The organism is Pantoea sp. X-Soil-TKNS-1279 (assembly GCF_059730565.1).
Genome location: NZ_AP035951.1, coordinates 1 through 17495, shown reverse-complemented (window position 1 = coordinate 17495; position 17495 = coordinate 1). Strand labels below are relative to the sequence as shown.

At 52.0% G+C, this 17495-nt stretch carries 17 protein-coding genes; 6 read left to right on the top strand and 11 right to left on the bottom strand.

All coding sequences use genetic code 11. The annotated features are described in order from the left end of the window. Positions 1 to 17: 17 nt before the first annotated feature. Complete coding sequence (locus AC6I8N_RS24685; RefSeq protein WP_497831463.1) at positions 18 to 593, bottom strand: cupin domain-containing protein; 576 nt, start codon at positions 591 to 593, stop codon at positions 18 to 20. 161 nt (positions 594 to 754) lie between these two features. On the opposite strand from AC6I8N_RS24685, the gene AC6I8N_RS24680 reads away from it, so the two are divergent. Together AC6I8N_RS24680 and AC6I8N_RS24675 are read left to right on the top strand one after the other, a co-directional pair. After that, positions 755 to 1087, top strand: coding sequence for a helix-turn-helix transcriptional regulator (locus AC6I8N_RS24680; protein WP_013512403.1), 333 nt, complete (start codon positions 755 to 757; stop codon positions 1085 to 1087). After that, on the top strand, positions 1087 to 1719 hold the full coding sequence (locus AC6I8N_RS24675) for a hypothetical protein (RefSeq protein ID WP_021183850.1): 633 nt from the start codon (positions 1087 to 1089) through the stop codon (positions 1717 to 1719). The genes AC6I8N_RS24680 and AC6I8N_RS24675 overlap by 1 nt, the downstream gene beginning before the upstream one ends. Here the strand turns inward: AC6I8N_RS24675 and AC6I8N_RS24670 are convergent. The 6 genes from AC6I8N_RS24670 to AC6I8N_RS24645 form a co-directional block, all read right to left on the bottom strand. Continuing rightward, positions 1716 to 2552, bottom strand: coding sequence for an aldo/keto reductase (locus tag AC6I8N_RS24670; RefSeq protein WP_021183849.1), 837 nt, complete (start codon positions 2550 to 2552; stop codon positions 1716 to 1718). The genes AC6I8N_RS24675 and AC6I8N_RS24670 overlap by 4 nt on opposite strands. Continuing rightward, positions 2533 to 3882, bottom strand: a complete 1350-nt coding sequence (locus tag AC6I8N_RS24665; RefSeq protein ID WP_497831462.1) for an NTP/NDP exchange transporter — start codon at positions 3880 to 3882, stop codon at positions 2533 to 2535. The genes AC6I8N_RS24670 and AC6I8N_RS24665 overlap by 20 nt, the downstream gene beginning before the upstream one ends. A 143-nt stretch (positions 3883 to 4025) precedes the next feature. Then, complete coding sequence (locus tag AC6I8N_RS24660; protein WP_497831461.1) at positions 4026 to 6314, bottom strand: membrane-bound PQQ-dependent dehydrogenase, glucose/quinate/shikimate family; 2289 nt, start codon at positions 6312 to 6314, stop codon at positions 4026 to 4028. 39 nt (positions 6315 to 6353) lie between these two features. Further along, on the bottom strand, positions 6354 to 7823 hold the full coding sequence (locus AC6I8N_RS24655; RefSeq protein ID WP_497831460.1) for a prolyl oligopeptidase family serine peptidase: 1470 nt from the start codon (positions 7821 to 7823) through the stop codon (positions 6354 to 6356). Between the two features lie 29 nt (positions 7824 to 7852). Continuing rightward, positions 7853 to 9190 (bottom strand): hypothetical protein, encoded by a 1338-nt coding sequence (locus tag AC6I8N_RS24650; protein WP_497831459.1) that lies wholly within the window; start codon positions 9188 to 9190, stop codon positions 7853 to 7855. Continuing rightward, complete coding sequence (locus tag AC6I8N_RS24645; protein WP_497831458.1) at positions 9190 to 9843, bottom strand: O-methyltransferase; 654 nt, start codon at positions 9841 to 9843, stop codon at positions 9190 to 9192. Before AC6I8N_RS24645 ends, AC6I8N_RS24650 begins: the two co-directional genes overlap by 1 nt. A 116-nt stretch (positions 9844 to 9959) precedes the next feature. Between AC6I8N_RS24645 and AC6I8N_RS24640 the strand changes: the two genes are divergently transcribed. Both AC6I8N_RS24640 and AC6I8N_RS24635 read left to right on the top strand, forming a co-directional pair. After that, positions 9960 to 10601, top strand: coding sequence for a TetR/AcrR family transcriptional regulator (locus tag AC6I8N_RS24640; RefSeq protein ID WP_497831457.1), 642 nt, complete (start codon positions 9960 to 9962; stop codon positions 10599 to 10601). A 79-nt stretch (positions 10602 to 10680) separates the two neighbouring features. Next, positions 10681 to 11304 carry a TetR/AcrR family transcriptional regulator gene (locus AC6I8N_RS24635; protein WP_497831456.1) on the top strand — a complete coding sequence of 208 codons (624 nt, stop codon included), beginning with the start codon at positions 10681 to 10683 and terminating at the stop codon, positions 11302 to 11304. 307 nt (positions 11305 to 11611) lie between these two features. On the opposite strand, the gene AC6I8N_RS24630 is transcribed toward AC6I8N_RS24635, so the two are convergent. Further along, positions 11612 to 11896: a hypothetical protein gene (locus AC6I8N_RS24630; protein WP_497831455.1), complete on the bottom strand. Its 285-nt coding sequence runs from the start codon at positions 11894 to 11896 to the stop codon at positions 11612 to 11614. A gap of 376 nt (positions 11897 to 12272) precedes the next feature. Next, positions 12273 to 12743 carry a hypothetical protein gene (locus AC6I8N_RS24625; RefSeq protein WP_244634106.1) on the bottom strand — a complete coding sequence of 157 codons (471 nt, stop codon included), beginning with the start codon at positions 12741 to 12743 and terminating at the stop codon, positions 12273 to 12275. A gap of 118 nt (positions 12744 to 12861) precedes the next feature. Between AC6I8N_RS24625 and AC6I8N_RS24620 the strand changes: the two genes are divergently transcribed. Continuing rightward, positions 12862 to 13530, top strand: a complete 669-nt coding sequence (locus AC6I8N_RS24620; protein WP_497831454.1) for a DUF3313 domain-containing protein — start codon at positions 12862 to 12864, stop codon at positions 13528 to 13530. Positions 13531 to 13647: 117 nt separating this feature from the next. Here AC6I8N_RS24620 and AC6I8N_RS24615 read toward each other — a convergent pair whose 3' ends face one another. Continuing rightward, on the bottom strand, positions 13648 to 14538 hold the full coding sequence (locus tag AC6I8N_RS24615) for a LysR family transcriptional regulator (RefSeq protein ID WP_497831453.1): 891 nt from the start codon (positions 14536 to 14538) through the stop codon (positions 13648 to 13650). Between the two features lie 129 nt (positions 14539 to 14667). Between AC6I8N_RS24615 and gstA the strand changes: the two genes are divergently transcribed. Next, the gene (gene gstA, locus AC6I8N_RS24610) at positions 14668 to 15273 is read left to right on the top strand and encodes a glutathione transferase GstA (protein ID WP_497831452.1); all 606 of its coding nucleotides are present in this window, start codon (positions 14668 to 14670) and stop codon (positions 15271 to 15273) included. A 600-nt stretch (positions 15274 to 15873) separates the two neighbouring features. Here the strand turns inward: gstA and AC6I8N_RS24605 are convergent. Beyond that, the gene (locus tag AC6I8N_RS24605; protein ID WP_021183835.1) at positions 15874 to 16953 is read right to left on the bottom strand and encodes a RepB family plasmid replication initiator protein; all 1080 of its coding nucleotides are present in this window, start codon (positions 16951 to 16953) and stop codon (positions 15874 to 15876) included. Positions 16954 to 17495: the final 542 nt, after the last annotated feature.

The window sequence follows — 17495 nt, the reverse complement described above, 5'->3', positions numbered from 1 at the left end:
TCTCGTATAAATTTGATTTAAATCACTGTACCGCTGCGGTTAAAAAATCGGCGGGTGCGATTTTCCAGTTTATGGTTTGAGGCTCTTTGCAACGTTTCCGTATTGATCGCCGATCGACAGACATCCCAGTTATTGCCCTCGGGATAGCAGGCCAGAACCGAAAAATCATGGCTGCTCTGCAACAGGCGCTGACCTGTCCCTGCCGGTAAAAAAATCACATCGCCAACCCTGGCTGGCACCACCTCGCCGTTATCGCCGCCAATCTGCAACTGACCATTGCCTGCCGCCACGACAAAAATCACATGCGTACTGCTGTGGAAATGCTGATAGGCGAAGGGTTTTCCCTGCCATTGCTGCGTCCATCCGGCCTTAGTCAACCCGCCCGCAGTAGTCTCAGGTTGTGTCGTACGGAAATGCATAACGGGTAAGGCGGGATTATTCGGCACCCATCCATCAGCTGACAGACGCCATTGATTGACCAACTGCAATGGCATTGCGGTTGAACTGTCTGCGGCCTGCACGGCGAGAGAGGGTAAAAACAAAGCCAGTAGCGCCGAGTGCTGCAAAAAGTTGCGTCGGGTGAAGTGAGCCATATCCCTTCCTGAAATATCGTGGTCTGCCAGTACCGGAACAGATTGCAAAATCAGCCATCCGGTTTCATTATCATACCTAGATAAACTAGGTATCAAGGCAGCCTAAGTCAAGCTAAGATAACGGCGAAGTTTGTATCTATCTTTGTAAGCGGAAAATGACCATGAGAAGCAGTGCTGACGACAATCTGAAGAGCCATATTGAAATGGTCATACTTGCCGCGCTGGAGCGTGGCCCCAGTCATGGCTACGCATTAATTGAATTGATCCACCAGCTGACGGATGGCGTCCTCTCCTTCCAGGAAGGGACTGTCTACCCCCTTCTGCACCGCATGGAACAGCGTGGACTGATTGGCGCTGAGTGGGAGATCGCACCATCCAAACGGAAACGTCGCGTTTATCAACTGACCAAAGAAGGTCAGCAGGAGTTGGTGAGAAAACGCGAAGCCTGGGATAGCTACTCCCTGGCTGTCTCCTCTTTATTACAGAGGTCATAATGTCCACGCTGACTGAACTGCCAGAACCTGCGCAACGCTATCTGCTGGAGCTAAAGCATGAACTCAGTTTTGAGCAGAAATATGCAGACAACATCTGTCTGGAGATCAGTGAGCATTTCTATGAAGCGGTGGAATGCAGCCACGATACGCCAGAAAAAGCGGCCCTGCGCGTGACGCAACGTTTTGGTTCCCCGCAAAACCTGGCCGCTGAATTTGCCGTGGTATTAATCACGCGCAAACTGCGCAACACCTTATTTATCAATCTCGGCATCATTATCGCCATCGTGTTTGCCGTGTTTACCTGCCTGACCAATCACCACGGTGGGCCTGCGGTGATCACCGCCGCACTGAGCGGTTGTGTCACCTGGGCGGGTCTGCTGGCAATTCATCGCAATCAACTCGAAGGGGTTCGCCTCTATCACTGGCTGTGTACCCCGATGATCGCCTGCCAGACGACGTCATGCGCCCTGCTACTGGCGCTGCTGTGGAACATTTTTAGCTCCCCCAACAGCTCCCTTTACTACCATTCTTTCGAATCGGCGGCGGTGGTGATCCTCGCCGCACGTATGCTTCATTTGAAATTACGCAGCCGCAGTATGTGCGCGCTGTGGAAGAAAACCGCACAGCATTAACGTGTCTCCAGAGGGACTTTACGCCCAGGGGGCGGGAAGGCTTCGTCCATGACGTTAAGGTCCGCTGGCTGTAACTGCACGCTTAACGCGGCGGCATTCTCTTTGATGTGTGCCGCCTCCCCTGACTCCGGTATAGCGATCATATTGCCATTACGGATCACCCAGGCGAGAAGAATGGTGGAGGGACCGGTTTGATATTTGGCCGCCAACTGAGTAATCAACGGATGGCGCAGCAGCGATGCCCCTTCACCACCCAGCGGGGAGTAGGCCATCATCGGCATATGATGCTGGTTACACCACGGAATCAAATCAAACTCAATGCCACGACTCGCCGGATTATAGAAAATCTGATTGGTTGCACAGCGATCGCCATTCTCGGTAGCGAACAGATCCTCCATATCGCTGACATCAAAATTGGAGACACCCCACGCTTTGATTTTCCCCTGCTGCTTCAGCTTTTCAAAACCGGACACCGCTTCAGACAGCATACTGCTGAAACGCCAGTGCAGCAGGTAAAGGTCGAGGCATTCGGTGTTGAGCCGCTTCAGGCTGTCGTTACAGCTACGCTCCATCATCAGACGATTGGCGTGATAAGGATAGATCTTTGACACCAGATACACCTTATCGCGCAAACCATCGATCGCTTTGCCGATCAGTGATTCAGAACGGCCATCACCGTACATTTCGGCGGTGTCGATCACCTTCAGCCCACTATCAATACCGGCGCGTAACGCATTAATTTCCGCCTGTGCGCTGTGCCTGCCCTGGCCCAGATGCCAGCTCCCCATACCAATAGCGGGAACTGTCTGACCGTTAAGAGTGACTGTTTTCATGCAATGTCTCTTTGAGGGGATAAAAGGTTTTCTCTTCAAGCTGTATCTGTTTGCGGCCCAGCCACTGACTGTTAACCAGCCAGATCAGCGAAAGGGGTAAAGCCAACCACAGCAGCATGCCGCCACTCATGCCAGCCGCATTCATGGCCGCCCAGCTCCATGCGCCCACCTGGTCACCGGTACGATAGACAGCGGTGTCGATCACGTTTTTCGCTTTGTATTTGTCTTCGCGTTTTAACACCGTGAACAGCACTTCGCGCGCCGGGCGCGCCAGGGCAAAATTACTGGCGCGTCTGAGCACCGAGAACATCACAATCGAAGCAGACACCGGCCAGATCGACAGGCTGGTAAATCCCAGCAGCGTGATAACTGGCAACAGACCGAGCACCAGCTTAGTGCCATAACGCGCCATCAGGCGGCTGGTGATAAATAACTGCGTCACCAGCGTCAGCACATTGACCACCAGATCAAGGGTGGCAAAAAAGGCGGTACGATCGCTGTCATGTTGAAAAAGGTGGTGTACCAGGTCGGCCTGGCGGAAATAGATCAATGTCGAGGTGACCGAGTAGAGCAACATATACAGGCAGATGTTCAGCAAATACGGTGATTGCGCGATGCGCACAATGCCTGAGAACACCCCACCGCCAAGCGGTTGCGTCTGGACTGCGCCATCATTGGCTTCATCCGCCAGATGCGTCACGTTGTTCAGCCGCTTGACGCAGACAACAGCACATTCCAGCAGCATCGCTGCCAGCACGAACAGACCGAGGGTATTGAAACGATGTACCAGCAACGCGGTAGTCGCCGACCCGACGATCGCCCCCAACGTGGCCCCGGCAGCCATCATGGCAAACAGCCTGCTGGCACGCTCACGCGAAAAGATATCGGCAACCAGTGACCAGAACACCGACACGACATAAAGGTTAAAGACCGAAAGCCAGACGAAAAACACTCTCCCCAGCCATACCTGGGCATCCACCGGCAGATAAAACTTCAGCACGGCAAAAATCAGTAAATGGCTGATAAAAAAGCGATACACCAAAGGAATGAGCTTTTTGCGCGGAAGTTTACGCGAGAGCGCCGCAAACGGCAGATTAAGGGCCAGCATCGCCAACAGCGTGGCAGAGAACAGCCATTGCAGATTGTGCATCCCGCCATCAATACCAAAGGTGTCGCGGATCGGGCGCAGGACATAATAAGCAGATAACACGCAGAAGATGTAAATCATACAGACCAACAGCGCGCTCACTTCCTCTGCTTTGACGGGTGTCAGACGTAACCAGAAAGGCACCTTTGACTGACGGACAGGTTCAGTCGGCTGATTGCCCATAACGACTCCTGGATAAATAATGATTCCATGTCATCAGGTATCAAGCCGGATGACCCACTTACCTAGACAATCTAGGTAAGTGGGTTTTCACTGTCAAGGAATTGTGACCTGCTTCACAGCAGGTCGTTTAACTGGAGGGAAACTCAGACCTTGTCAGGCAGGGCATAAGCGATGACTTCATCGCCTTCCGGCGTCATCATGCCGTGATGGCCTCCCGCCATAATGAGCAGGAATTGTTGGCCGTTGACCTCATAAGTCATTGGCGTTGCCTGACCACCCGCTGGCAGCTCATCTTTCCACAACGTTTTGCCCGTCTTCACGTCTATCGCACGCAGGTAATCATCAGTGGTCGCCCCCACGAACGCCAGGCCGCTTTGCGTGGTTAACACGCCACCGTTATTCGGCAAACCGATTTGCAACGGCAACATGGAGTGCAGCCCCCAGGGACCGTTACGTTCTGCGGTGCCCAGTGGACGATCCCACAGCGTTTTACCCGTTGCCAAATCGATGGCTTTAATCATGCCAAACGGCGGCTGTTTACAGATTACACCGATATTGGATACCCAGCCGGTGTTAACATCCTGACCGTAAGGCAGACCAGCCTGCGGACGATTACGTCCCGGTGGTGGGTTCTTGTAACGCGGGTCACCCAGCCAGAACACGCCCATCTGGTCATCTTTGGCACGCGGCACCAGACGCGAATAGCTGGGAAGATCGTTGTAGTTGGAGATAATGACACCATTGTGCACATCAACTGAGATGCTGCCCCAGTCTGATCCACCGTTGTTACCCGGGTATTCAATCCACGGTTTATCCGCGCTCGGTGGCGTAAAGATGCCCTGATAGTTCGCTTCACGATACTGGATACGACACACCAGTTGATCGATAGGCGACACGCCCCACATCATTCTTTCTGTCAGATCGGGTTTCTGCGTGTGGCTATACAGCGAGCGTGGCTGGGTTTTCGCCCGTTCTTCTGGCTCCACGCCGCCCTGCGGTGCCGGTTGCTCCTCAACCTTGTGCAGAGGTTGACCGGTGCGACGATCCAGCACCCAGAGATCACCCTGCTTGGTGGTTTCAATCAGCGCCGGTACCAGACCTTGGTCGGTGGGGAAATCCACCAGGCTTGGCTGTGCAGGGGTATCGTAGTCCCAGACATCGTTATGCACGAACTGATACACCCAACGCGGTTTACCGGTGGTGACATCCAGCGCGGTAATCGAGGAGCTGTATTTACGCTCTTCCGGGGTACGGGTGGAGCTGTAGTAATCTCCCGCCGAGTTGGCCATTGGCAGATACACCAGCCCTAACTTTTCATCAGCCACCGCCGTAGACCACATATTCGGCGTGCCGAGTGAATAGGTTTTACCCGGCGGCGGTGTGGTGGTGATATCCGGTTGTTCCATATCCCACGCGAAGCGCAACTGACCGGTGACGGCATCATAGCCGCGCACCACACCAGAAGGTGCGTGGCGGAGCTGGCCGTCCATCACCTGCTGACCTGTGACCACCACGCCTTTCACGACCGTCGGTGCCGCTGTGACGGAAACGATACCCGCAGGCCATTTGCCCATGCCATCCATCAGATCGACAAAGCCGTGATGACCAAAGTCCTGGCACAGTTCACCGGTACGGGCATCCACCGCTGCCAGTTTGGCATCCAGGGTACCCACGATAATGCGCTGTGAGCAGGCCTGGTCGGCAGGGACGGCAGGGTTTTCATAGTAAGCCACGCCGCGACAGGCCGAGTTGGGCGGGGAGGATTCTGCCGGGGTTTTAGGATCGAACATCCACTTCTGTTTACCGGTAGCGGCATCGATCGCGAATACTTTATGGCGGATGGTACAGCCATACACCACATCACCAATTTTAATCGGGGTCAGCTCGTTACCGAAATTCGGCGTATGTGCTTCACCGGTGTGATAGACCCAGACGCGTTTCAACTGGCTGACGTTTTGCGGAGTGATCTGCGTTAGCGCAGAGAAGCGCTGTGCACCGTGACCACCTCCATAGGTCGGCCAGTCCTGCGCGGCTGGCGTGGTGACAGTGTCAAAATAATCCCCAACCGGCGTAGTCGCCGCTTCAACCGGATAGGGCTTCTGCGCCAGCGGGATGGCAATTGCCAGGCCCACCACTGTCACCACCAGCAAGCCCACCCCATAGCGTCGATAAGCGCGTGATCCATCAGCACGGCGGGCTGGCATCAGCACCACAGTAATGATCAGGTATAGCAGGGCCAGATCGAGGCGCGGCACCAGCGCCCACCCGTCAAGGCCCGATTCCCATAGTGACCACACCAGCGTGGCAATAAAGCTTACCAGGTACAGATACAACCCGCTCGCACGACGTAATACCGCCAGTAAACCCGCAACGATCCACACTACCCCCATCACCAGGTAGTAGGGACTGCCAGAGAGTCGAACTATCGGCATAAGGCAGGACCAGTAAACCGTCTATATCCGATTTGATAATTACACCTTTTGTTGTTTAAACAACCACGCCCGTGCGGCATTGATATAGAAGAATTTGCGTGCAGAGGCCATATGATCAACACCTTTGAAGGTCAAAAACGTAATGTTCCCGCCTTGATCCAGATAATGATTAACCTGCTCCGTTAATGCCTGCTGATTGTTAACCGGGAAAATCAGTGTCGGATCCAGCAATTCACTCGGGCGAGTCACCTTCGCGCCACCCTGCTCCCACACGGGCACACATTTTTCATTCCACGGCGTGGCTTTGTTGTCGTCAGACCCGGTAATGATCAGCAATTTCTGGTTCGCCAGGGTCGCAACATCTTTGGGGCGCTGTTGCCCGGCAATGATGAGTCCTGCGGCGAAGGTTTCCGGGTGTTTCGCCATCAGCCACAGCGATGTCATGGCCCCCATAGACCATCCGGTGCAGTACACCCGCGATGCATCAATTTTCAGCACCTTGTCGGCACGATCTTCGAGATTCGGATTACCGTAGTCCCAGGTGTTACTGAGCAGGGATTGCACCAGCCGCCAGGTATTCTCCACATCACTGGTGTGCTCCCAGTAATCGTTCATGGTGGTGCGCTCGTAACGCGGTGTGATAACCACACATTCATGTAAGTCCTGCTCTTCCGGCATGCTCCAGATCGTCGCAATACATTGCTCAGTCAGCGTCTGGGCACAGGTGCCATCATAGCTGGTGCCGGAGTGCGTAATTGCCAGTACCAGCGGATATGCCTTGTTCTCACCACCCGGTTTGAGGAATGACTTCGGCAGATAAATGCTGTATTCAAGCCACGCCGAGCGGGTGTCATCCCACCACCAGTGATGCTGCTCCCACTCATCAACGCCCCGAATAACAACGTTGTTGCCGCGCGCAGCGGCATTGCTCCACGGCTTATTGCTGGCGGCATAGACATGACCGGCGAGGGTCTTGACGTTTTTAACCTGCGTCAGCGATACGATATCGCTGTCCTGGGTCGGCAGGCTAAGGTCCGGATCGTGAGCGAATTCGATAATCACATAACGTCCGGTTACGCTGGATTGTCCTGCCAGCAACGCGGGTTCGGCATGGGTGTAAATTGATGTGATGGCGCGTGGTAAGGGCTTAGCCTGCGTGGCATTTTTATCGGGTTCGTTGGGCATACCGGCAAAGAATCCCTCGGCTGCCGGTATTACCCCCGCTTTAAACGTTGTGAGCGCCAGGCTGGTGGGATCGATATCTGTGTCATATTCAGCGGCAATGCCGTAAATCTTCTCCCCACCCCCCGTGACTTCGCAAAGTGCGAAAATACGTTGTAAACCGGGTCCTTTTTTCACGCCATCGTCTTTGCTCGTCGCATTTGCCGATGCCGCCATAAATCCATTTTTATCTGCCGCCACCGCCTCACGGGATATCCCTGCCGCAGAGATAGCTCCGGCCAGCGCGGTTCCGGCCACCATGAAAGTTCTTCGTGACATATTTGCCATATTTTATCTTCCTGAATGAAGGTTGCGCGTCATGCAGGTAACGCCCGCATCTGCTTTAACTGTTTAATAATGGCCTGGGCTGCCACTTCACCGGCGCCAGGTGCAAAAGGTGAAGAGCGAGCTTCATAGGTAAAGCGGACGTAGCTGTCGCTGTCCGGGAGATATTTGGCCGCACCATCCACCATGGTCATCACAAAGGTCTGTGCGAAAGGGGATTCGGCACGAATATGTGCACCGAGGCTGGCAGAGAACTCTGGCTGGACACCGACTAAGACGCTGTCTCCCCATTGCATCATCACCACTGGCAGGCTGCTGACACCGCTGACCTGATAATCAAATGTCTTAACGGGACCGGTTGGCGCATGCCGGGGGGAGAAGTTTTGCGATTTGACGGTAATGTTGTGCCGTTCGACTCTGAAGATGTCACTTGGCTGAGGGCTGATACCATCAGCGATTCGAATAACTTCGTCCCCCAGCCGCTGTCCGAATGAATCCAGCAACGCGAAACCTTTTTCGTGAATATCGATACGATCGGTGCTGCCATCTTTATGCACAACATGACGACTGGCCTGGAGATAAGGCACCTGATCCCCGGCACAGCCCACGAGATAAAACGCCACCGTGCCACTGCCGTAATGGTTTTCGACATAACGACAGGTCGCTCCCGCCAGATCCGCACTGACCAGACGGCCCCCGGTTGCTCTTTCGGATGCATCCATCACCGCCGGTTGCACGGCATAGTTGATCAGAATCGCCAGCGGATGGCCGTCTGCCGTATTCAGACTTATCAGCCCCACATGGGGATCGCTATAACCCGCATCGTCAGCGCCAAGCCACCAGCCCGCAGGGGTATTGATATTACGATTGACGCCGATTCTGCTCAGGCCATTACCGATACCCGGCTGTACGGGTTGTAAAGAACTGACCGCCTGTGTTGCTGCGCTACGCACGGCATTCTCAAAGGCGGCGAGCACCGCTGCTGAGGCTCCGGTAAAAATATGCGGTGTTGAGAAGGAGTGACTGGCGTTGATGATGGTGTTCGCAGCGGTGACACCGCTGACCTCTGCCAGAATAGACTTGAACCAAACAATGACATCCTGTGTCAGTGAAGTCAGGTCCACTACGACAATGGCCTGACGCTGGCCATCCTGCTCCAGCAGCAATACACGGGTAGCCAGTGGATCGTGTTCACCGACAAAATCATCCAGCGGATATAACCCGGTCAGAACCACATTTGCCCGTCCCACGCCCGCCTTAAGCCGATTGTTTTTGCCGGACAGGAAAGCGGAAAAGCCAGGCGTCAACATCGCGGCAGCCCCCAGCCCTACACCGGCCTGAAGGAAATGTCGTCGGGTAAACATCGACATTATCCGACCTTCACTGCCAGTTCAGTTCCACGCTTGATGGGCAGCGTAACCGAGATGAATCCGTTGTCCGGATTACGGATAAACGCCAGGAAATCAGGTTCCGCGTTATCATTCAGCACGTAACCCCCCACCCGTAACTGCGGCGCCATGATTTCAATGACCTGTCTTGCCAGCGTCGGACCATCTGCCAGCGGCCAGCCATCAATCAGGACAAAATCGACCGGACCGCCGAGATCTTTTAACGTTTCGCGTGCATCACCGATACGGATATCCACGTAATTCTCCAGCCCGGCGGCAGCCAGATTGCGCTGTGCGGTTGCTGCTTTCGCCGCCACCAGTTCGGCACCAATGACCTCACCCCCGCCGTTGTCACGCATCGCGGCCGCAAAATAGAGGGCTGACATCCCAACCGAAGTGGCAAAGTCCACCACCTTTTTTGCCTTCATTGCCCGGCATAACAGATAAATAAGGTCGCCCTGCTCGGGATGAATCGAGAAGCCATAATCGGCAAACATTTCCGGGTCCGGTGCTCCCGGTCCGGCAAATGCGGCCGCATCCGGATGCTTCCTTCGTGCATTCATCTGCGCGATCACCTTTAAAATCTGCGGATCACGGATGGCGGAGGAGGTGTGAGTAAACGGTTCCGTTTTCATGGATGTTCTCCAGGGTTACGTTAGAATCTGCCTTTGCTGAAAAATATCCTGTACCTTTTTATGGTACTTATCAAGTACCATAATTGTGACGAAGATTAACGGAACCCACAGTTAACATGAAAAGTAGTGACTCACTGCCTACTCGCGGTCGCCCCAGAACCCAGGATGCCGCCAGCCGACGTCAGGTCATCATTGAAAGTGCCTATCGCGCCTTCGTTGAACTGGGTTTTGCCAATACCAGCACGGCAGAAGTGGCCCGGCGGGCAAAAGTGTCGAAACGCACGCTGTATGAGGTATTCAGCGATAAACAGGCCTTGTTTGCCGCGGTGATCAGCGAGCATCGCCATCTGTTGCTTGATTTGCCCAGACCCGAGGATGAACAGTGCGCGCTGGACGAATCTCTGTTTCGAATTTTTCGCCTTGACGTCAGCGAAGAACAATCTCTGGAGCGTGAAGCGATCCTGCGGCTGATGACGCGCGAATCAATCCTGTTCCCTGAGCTTTCTGATTATCTCTATGAAACCAGGGCGGTAAGTTCCAGGGAAATGCTCATGGACTGGTTACAGAGTACCGCCAGCGAGAAAAATTTGCCGTTGGATGATGTGGCGCTCTATGCCGGAATGTTCATGGATGTGGTCTTCGGCGCACTTATGCCACACCGGCGTGTAGCAGACTTCAGAGAAAAACAGGCGATCGCAGAACATATAAAAAGACGCATTCAGATTACGTTACGCGGTATGGGTTGGTTGCCAGCCTGATGGAACGTAGCGGTGAAGTTCATCCTTTAATGAACCATCTGGTTTTGTTAAGGTGGTCTTTCTGACCCTGGAGATAACAATGCGTAAGCTAACTGAACAAAAAAGAAAAGAGATCCTTGACGCGGCTTCCTCCGTTTTTCTTGAACAAGGATATGAACGGGCTTCGATGGATGGCGTTGCAAAAACCGCCGGTTGTTCAAAAGCCACGCTTTACAATTACTTCAACTCGAAAGAAAGCCTGTTTGAGGCGGTCGTCAGAACGTTCAGTACTAACTATCTCACGCGAGCTGCTGATGAGCTGTACAGTGCGGATAATCAATCTCTTAGCCTGGCGGATAAACTACAGCAGTTCGGTGAGAGTATGCTGGGTGTCATGACGTCCGACTGGAAGGCCATGCAACTTTACCGCATGGTCGTTGGCGAAGCCGGTCATTCCGATATCGGAGAGCTTTTTTATGAATCCGGTGTACGGGAAAGTATGAACGCTCTGACGCTGGTGATGGAAAAATACATGGAAAGTGGGGAATTATCCCGTAGCAACCCAGGGTTAAGAGCAAAGCAGTTTTCGGCCCTGGTTAAGGCTGAAGCAGATGAACTCTTTCTGCGACGCCAGATGCCGGTGTATACGGATAAAGAAATTGCCACAATGGTTGAAAATGCCGTGCAGGTATTTCTGCAAGGCACCGCCCTGAACGTCAGATAAGGGATGTAAGTCTGTCAACAAATCATGATTCGATTGACAGACCACAGATTATAATTAAACTAAACGGTATAGTTCATTAATGAGGGTTGTCTTATGTTGCACCGTGTTCTGTTATTGGCAGGTATTACTTTCGGCTCGCTGCTGCTCAGCGGGTGTGTTTCTCTCTTTTAAGGAAATAAAATGCGTTTCATTCTCCCCCTGTTTACCAGCGCGGCGGTCATTCTTCTTACTGGCTGTTTGTCTGTCGGTAGTCATATTTGATCGGATGTTGCCCGCACCTTGCGGGCAACATCATCGCGTCCAACCGTTACAATGTCACACCAACCAGCATAAGCGCGATGAGAATACTGATGGCCACCGCCACCAGTGTTTCCGCAACAAGCAGGGTAATCAGGGAATTCTGGCGCGCTCCCCAGGCCCCGGATACATATTGCCTGCCACGCTGCGCTCTGAATCGTCTGATATAGATGACATCTCTGATGTTACTCCCCACCCGCCACCACATGATAATGACAGTGGTGACAAGTACACACAGCATGGTCCAGTCCCTGAATGTCATTTCTTCCGTTAAGGTCAGAAACTTGTCTCTCATCTGGATGGTTCTCCTGAGTTAAGAAATATCACTCACCCTTATGGGCAGCACGCAAATACCGAAACTCTGGCTGTCATTCACCAGAACGTTACTTCTCTCAACTTAAGGACAGTCAGAACACCGACTACCAGCACCACCACGATCTCAACCATCAGCAAAACAATGAGGGGTAGCAGACGGGCCCCCCAGACCCGGGATGCATAATAATTGCCCCGCTTTATGCCTAATCGACGGATATACCGAATCTCTCTGACATTGCTGCCTGCTCGCCAGAGAATCAGGATGGTTACCGTTATCATTGCCACATCTATGACCCACTCCCTGTACGTCATTTCCCCGGCGACTATCAGCAGTCTGCTAACCATCAGAATTATTTTTATCCCCGGCTAACGGCTGCGTACTTTTCGATAAATACCTCTGTTCTGCGGCGCACTTCGCAACGCAACTCGAAATTCGTCCAGCATGATCCGGCCAGCAGAATGCTCAACTCATTCAGCTGCGAAAGATAAAAACGCACCACTTCTTCAGTTGGCCGGTAACGCAGTTCGCCTCGCAGCATGGCTGCGTCCATTACCCCGCGCACATAATCCACCGCGTGCCGATAAGAAGAGGGATTGCCTGAATGCTGCAAAGCCCTGCTCTCGCTTTTTTTCATCATGAGCATCATCCGGGTGAGTTTCCTCCTGACAGGCAGGCCGATATAGCGGAACGGTAGTTCGCAATGGAATCCTGACTCGGCAATTTCTTGCGAAGTGCTGAGGTGCTCTGGAGCATTAACGTGCTGTTTTGTGCTTGCAGAACAGATAGTTAAATACCGACCAACGGGATGCGACTGGATATTCAGCATATGACCTCCGCAAAGAAAAATACCGAAATGAACTGAAACATATTCTTGACTTAGGCATGTTAATCGATCTTAACTACACCGTACAGTTCATTTAAAGAAATTTGTGGAGAGCCTGGATATGAAGCAATTGTTCCGCCCATTTTGTTGTACCGTGACTCTGGCCGCCGCTATCGCTGTTGTCGGTTGCGCTGACACCTCCCCAGTAAAGTATTCTGGGATTGAATCTTCATCACGGATGACGCCAAATACGTCAGAGGATAGCGATCGTATACCTTTCCGTTATGCGGCCCCGGTAAACTGGAACAAATATCGCAGCATCACGTTAGAACCCGTGCAGATCTATGGTGGAAGTGACGCACAATTTAACGATCTTTCTCCGGATGATCGGCGCAAGCTCGCCGACTATATGCAGAAAAAATTTAGCGAAGTGCTGGCAGAAAAGTTTGTCGTAGATGCTGCTAAAGGAACGTCCCCCTCCCTCCGGCTTAAACTGACGCTAACCGGTGCGGATACGACACCGCAGGTTGTGGGTACCTTTACGAAATTCGATCTGGCTGGTGGACCTTACAACATTGTTCAGTCTGTCCGGGGCGGTCGCGGGCTGATGAGCGGATACGTTAACTATGCAGTCGAGATAAAGGACGCCGAGACGAACGAACTTCTGCTGGCCTACGTCACTGAACAGTATCCGAATGCAATGAACGTCGGTGCCACCTTTGGCTCGTTGAGTGCTGCTGAAACCGGGATAGACAAAGGGGCTGAACAGCTTTTAGAAAAGCTCCATTAACAAATTAATGGCGTGTTTTGCGTGGAGTTGAGTCCACTGTCAACGTCTCTGTTCTCACGGTACGTGGAGTTTACGTTGTGCTAATGCTCCACGTAACGCTTTAAGACGCTACGGTGATCAATCGTGCATTGCTTTGCTGTATATGCGCAGCCGTGCAATTAATGCCTGAGTTGCCTGGGAAGTTTTTCCGGCCTGTGAACAAACCAGCGCAAATTCACGACAGACAGGAGGAAGCAATGGCACCACGCACAAGCCACGCCGATCTTCCGGAAGGGTTGATTCAGGAACCAAAGTCATACCCATCCCCTCACGCACCATCTTGCTGGCGCTGATCCAATCTCGTACCGTCATACGTATGTCTGAAAGCTGCAAACCCGCTTGCTCCATCAAACTTCTTCCGTTTACAGCGCAGCCACCGGTAGCGAGGATAAAGGGTTGAGAGGCCAGTTCCCCAAGCGTAATACCTTGTGCTCTTACACGGCGTGCTTGCAAGTGACTGGCTGGAAAGACCGCGACCCAGGCATCCTGCCCTATTACCATTTCCGCACGGCCAGAATCAGAGTTCATGACGATCCCCAACTCGACAGTGCTTTCAGCCACCCACTCCTCCACCTCTTCGTCTGTCCCCTCCAACACGACAACTTCAATACCAGGATGCAGGCGCCTGAAATCCCGCAACAACCCAGGTAGTAGCGTTGACGTGACCGAGGGAAAACTGGCCAGGCGAATGCGTCCAGTGCTTAAACCGCGATTGTTATCGGCCAGCGCCCGAATCGCCTCCAGCTGAACCAGCATATTCCTTGCGTGCTCAACCACCAGCTCGCCCAATGCGGTAACGGTGATCTGCCGTCGCTCACGGGTAAAAACCTGGAACCCAAGTGATGATTCCAACTGAGCGATAGCCTGGCTGGCACCAGACTGAGTCATTCCCACATCCTCTGCGGCACGCGAGATATTGCTGGCATCGGCGACTGCAACCAGTAGCCGCCAGTGCAATAGATTCATCATGATGATCAGTAGCTCAACTAATACTTCATTAATTAACTATTAATTTTACAGAATATCTCAACTCAATCACAGTGACTGCAAGTGCAGGTAGTGCACTGCGAAACTGTTTTCAATATTTATGGAGATATCATGAAGTTATATTACGCCCCAAACACCTGTTCGCTTTCACCCCATATAGTGCTGCGCGAACTTGAGCTTGAATTTGAGCTAATCCGAGTGGACAACAAAAGTAAGCTGACCGCAGATGGTCATGACTTTCGCACCATTAACCCCAAGGGTTATGTCGCTGCGCTGGAACTGGAAAATGGGCAGATACTTACAGAAGGTCCGGCTATTGTGCAGTATCTGGCTGACCTGAAACCTGAGCGAGAGCTGGCACCGCCCGCAGGCAGTTGGGAGCGGCTACGATTACAGGAATGGTTGAACTTCATCGCCACTGAAATTCACGCTGGCTCGGCACCGCTGTTCAATACCACGCTATCCGAAACCACCAAAGATATCTTCCGTGAAAAGCTGTTCAAACGGTTCGATTTCCTGCAAGACACTCTCGCAGGAAGAACCTCTCTGACAGGCTCATCGTTCAGCATTGCCGATGCCTACCTTTTCACCGTGCTGGGCTGGTGTAAATGGTTCTCCATCGAACTTCATAACTGGCCAGCGCTATCGGCCTATCAGGCCTCTGTTACTTTGCGGCCTGCTGTGCAGGCTGCATTACGCGCTGAAGCCCCAAATTAAAGGCCCGTGTACCTTTTCCGCGCGTCTGAACTGAATCTTGTTTCAAAGCCCGAGGTTACATTGGAACCACGATGAAGCCTGCCGGAAGACTTGCAAAGAACAGGTGAGATCGTCAGTTGTTGTTGATGACCGCTGTGGAGAGTAACGCGTGTTCTTCAGAATAACCACTATGGAGAGTAACGACCGTTTCAGGGATGACTGCTATGGAGAGAATTGCCAGAATTGAGCGATATCACCCGTGTTTTGATTTTTGCAATGAACATCCACTTGATAAGGGAATCCTCATTGTTAGTAAATACTAACATCACGTATATAAAGGCCTTGCAGGTTAGTAAGTACCAGGGGGGTTGTGCAAAGGAAAGCCTGAAAACATCAATGCTTTCTCTCTATAGTGGTCATTACTGGCAAGTTGGAAGTCTTCTTTCTCTCTACAGCGGTTTCTTTTCAGAAGGGCCAAATGACCACTATGGTGAGTGAATATGACTGCTATAGCGAGTTGCGATCGTGGATCTATTGAGTGGCTGAAATACAAAAGACTACTGTAGTGAGTAAAACTCACTACAGCGTTAGGGGAATGTTGAGCGCATGACAGCTGACGGACTATTCAGCTTTTTTGGTCTTCCTGATGGTTTCCAGGATGGCCAACTCCTCATCAGAAAGCATCACCATCTTCCCTGCCGACTCTTCCCTGGTCTTCTTCACCGTCGTTTTTGCCCTCACCTTCTTCTTGACCGGGACGATATCGATCTCATTATCGAGATCGTCTTCTCCGAGTTCTGGCAGGCTCAGCGGGATGTTTGCTGGTCTGAGTTTGGGCTGTCGATAATGAATGGAGAAGTAAACGGTGCTGGCACGCTTAAACTCGGTGTAATCGAGGTAGCCAATCTCTTTGAGCTGCTCCATCGCCTTTCTGACGGTCGCGTATTGGGTGTTTGGTCGCGAAGTCAGATTTAAGCGCGCCTGTAAGCGCTGCATTGACACAGGAGCAGGATCCGGGGGCAAACTCTCGATAAAGGTGTAAAGCGCCTGAGCTGACTCTTTGCGGGCTAATTCGTTAATTGCGCGAAGCTGAAGCAGCACCTTGCGATCGAACTGATACAGTTCGAAGATCTTGGGATCCGCCTGCAAAGTGACAGTGTCATTTTTTACGCTGTATTTCGCTGACTGGACGAGATGCGTAACGTAATACTCCCCTTCTTTATTGGTGAAGTGGATGGTATTCGTCGCGATACGCGTCAAAGAGGCTTCCAGGCGTGTTCTGAGCTTAGCGGAAGAGCGAAGTGACGGGATCCCGCAGAGTTTGGCAAAATCGACGAAAGGCAGCGTGACACTGTCTCCCAGCACTTTGTACTTGGCAAACGCATGAATAATGCCAACCCATGCTTTGAAATCGTTGTCCATATCAAGACGCGCGCCGGTGATCTTGATATTTTCATACCCTTCGGCTTTAACGATCGTCAGTTGCTTCAGCTCATCAGTGACATCCATAGTGGATAACTGATTTTTTCTGCCATTCGCGGTAGATTTGAGGGTCGGAACGAACAGTCCCAGCCTCATTAATGCAACCGGCTGAACAGTATTATTACTGTTCGGCGTGAGGTGAACAACCTCTCCAGTTCGTTTATCCGTTTCACTGAAAGCCTCAGCTATCAGTTTGTTTTCTTGTTCTTTTTTCGGCATTTGAAAAATCCGTGATCTGAACAAGCGATGATCGCCGTTACTCGATATTTCGGATACTAGCACTCACTACAGCGGTTATTCTACTCACTACAGCAGTTTAATTGCTCTCCATAGTAGTCATTTGACTCATCACAGCAGTCTTCTTCACTCTCTATAGTAGTCATTTACGGGGGTAATCTGTTATAAATCATTATATTGACGATAATCGAAAACGATCAAACTGCTGCGCTAACTTGCGGATCGTTTATTGGATCCAGTTTGAGGATGACTTTAGAGGATTATTTTTATGATTTTGGCCTGTGTATAACTCAATGAAATCAAATTACAGAGAACTCAGGCAGTCCGTTGATAACAGTAAGGACGCAGCTTAGCGCGGATTTTACGCATTTTGACTTATAAACAACCAAATCAAACAGTTACTCACTACAGCAGTCATCGCTTGCTCAACATAGCAGTCATCAGTACTCTCTTTAGCAGTCAATTAACTCAACACAGCAGTCTTTCCTCTCCCTACAGCAGTCATCAACATCTATCCAGGCCAT

Excerpts from the sequence above, each read along its gene's own strand:
- AC6I8N_RS24670 (WP_021183849.1), bottom strand. The coding sequence starts at position 2,552 with ATGAAAACAGTCACTCTTAACGGTCAGACAGTTCCCGCTATTGGTATG.
- AC6I8N_RS24625 (WP_244634106.1), bottom strand. The coding sequence starts at position 12,743 with ATGCTGAATATCCAGTCGCATCCCGTTGGTCGGTATTTAACTATCTGT.
- AC6I8N_RS24640 (WP_497831457.1), top strand. The coding sequence starts at position 9,960 with ATGAAAAGTAGTGACTCACTGCCTACTCGCGGTCGCCCCAGAACCCAG.
- AC6I8N_RS24685 (WP_497831463.1), bottom strand. The coding sequence starts at position 593 with ATGGCTCACTTCACCCGACGCAACTTTTTGCAGCACTCGGCGCTACTG.
- AC6I8N_RS24650 (WP_497831459.1), bottom strand. The coding sequence starts at position 9,190 with ATGTCGATGTTTACCCGACGACATTTCCTTCAGGCCGGTGTAGGGCTG.
- AC6I8N_RS24675 (WP_021183850.1), top strand. The coding sequence starts at position 1,087 with ATGTCCACGCTGACTGAACTGCCAGAACCTGCGCAACGCTATCTGCTG.
- AC6I8N_RS24680 (WP_013512403.1), top strand. The coding sequence starts at position 755 with ATGAGAAGCAGTGCTGACGACAATCTGAAGAGCCATATTGAAATGGTC.
- AC6I8N_RS24635 (WP_497831456.1), top strand. The coding sequence starts at position 10,681 with ATGCGTAAGCTAACTGAACAAAAAAGAAAAGAGATCCTTGACGCGGCT.
- AC6I8N_RS24645 (WP_497831458.1), bottom strand. The coding sequence starts at position 9,843 with ATGAAAACGGAACCGTTTACTCACACCTCCTCCGCCATCCGTGATCCG.
- AC6I8N_RS24630 (WP_497831455.1), bottom strand. The coding sequence starts at position 11,896 with ATGAGAGACAAGTTTCTGACCTTAACGGAAGAAATGACATTCAGGGAC.
- gstA (WP_497831452.1), top strand. The coding sequence starts at position 14,668 with ATGAAGTTATATTACGCCCCAAACACCTGTTCGCTTTCACCCCATATA.
- AC6I8N_RS24605 (WP_021183835.1), bottom strand. The coding sequence starts at position 16,953 with ATGCCGAAAAAAGAACAAGAAAACAAACTGATAGCTGAGGCTTTCAGT.
- AC6I8N_RS24660 (WP_497831461.1), bottom strand. The coding sequence starts at position 6,314 with ATGCCGATAGTTCGACTCTCTGGCAGTCCCTACTACCTGGTGATGGGG.
- AC6I8N_RS24665 (WP_497831462.1), bottom strand. The coding sequence starts at position 3,882 with ATGGGCAATCAGCCGACTGAACCTGTCCGTCAGTCAAAGGTGCCTTTC.
- AC6I8N_RS24620 (WP_497831454.1), top strand. The coding sequence starts at position 12,862 with ATGAAGCAATTGTTCCGCCCATTTTGTTGTACCGTGACTCTGGCCGCC.
- AC6I8N_RS24655 (WP_497831460.1), bottom strand. The coding sequence starts at position 7,823 with ATGGCAAATATGTCACGAAGAACTTTCATGGTGGCCGGAACCGCGCTG.
- AC6I8N_RS24615 (WP_497831453.1), bottom strand. The coding sequence starts at position 14,538 with ATGATGAATCTATTGCACTGGCGGCTACTGGTTGCAGTCGCCGATGCC.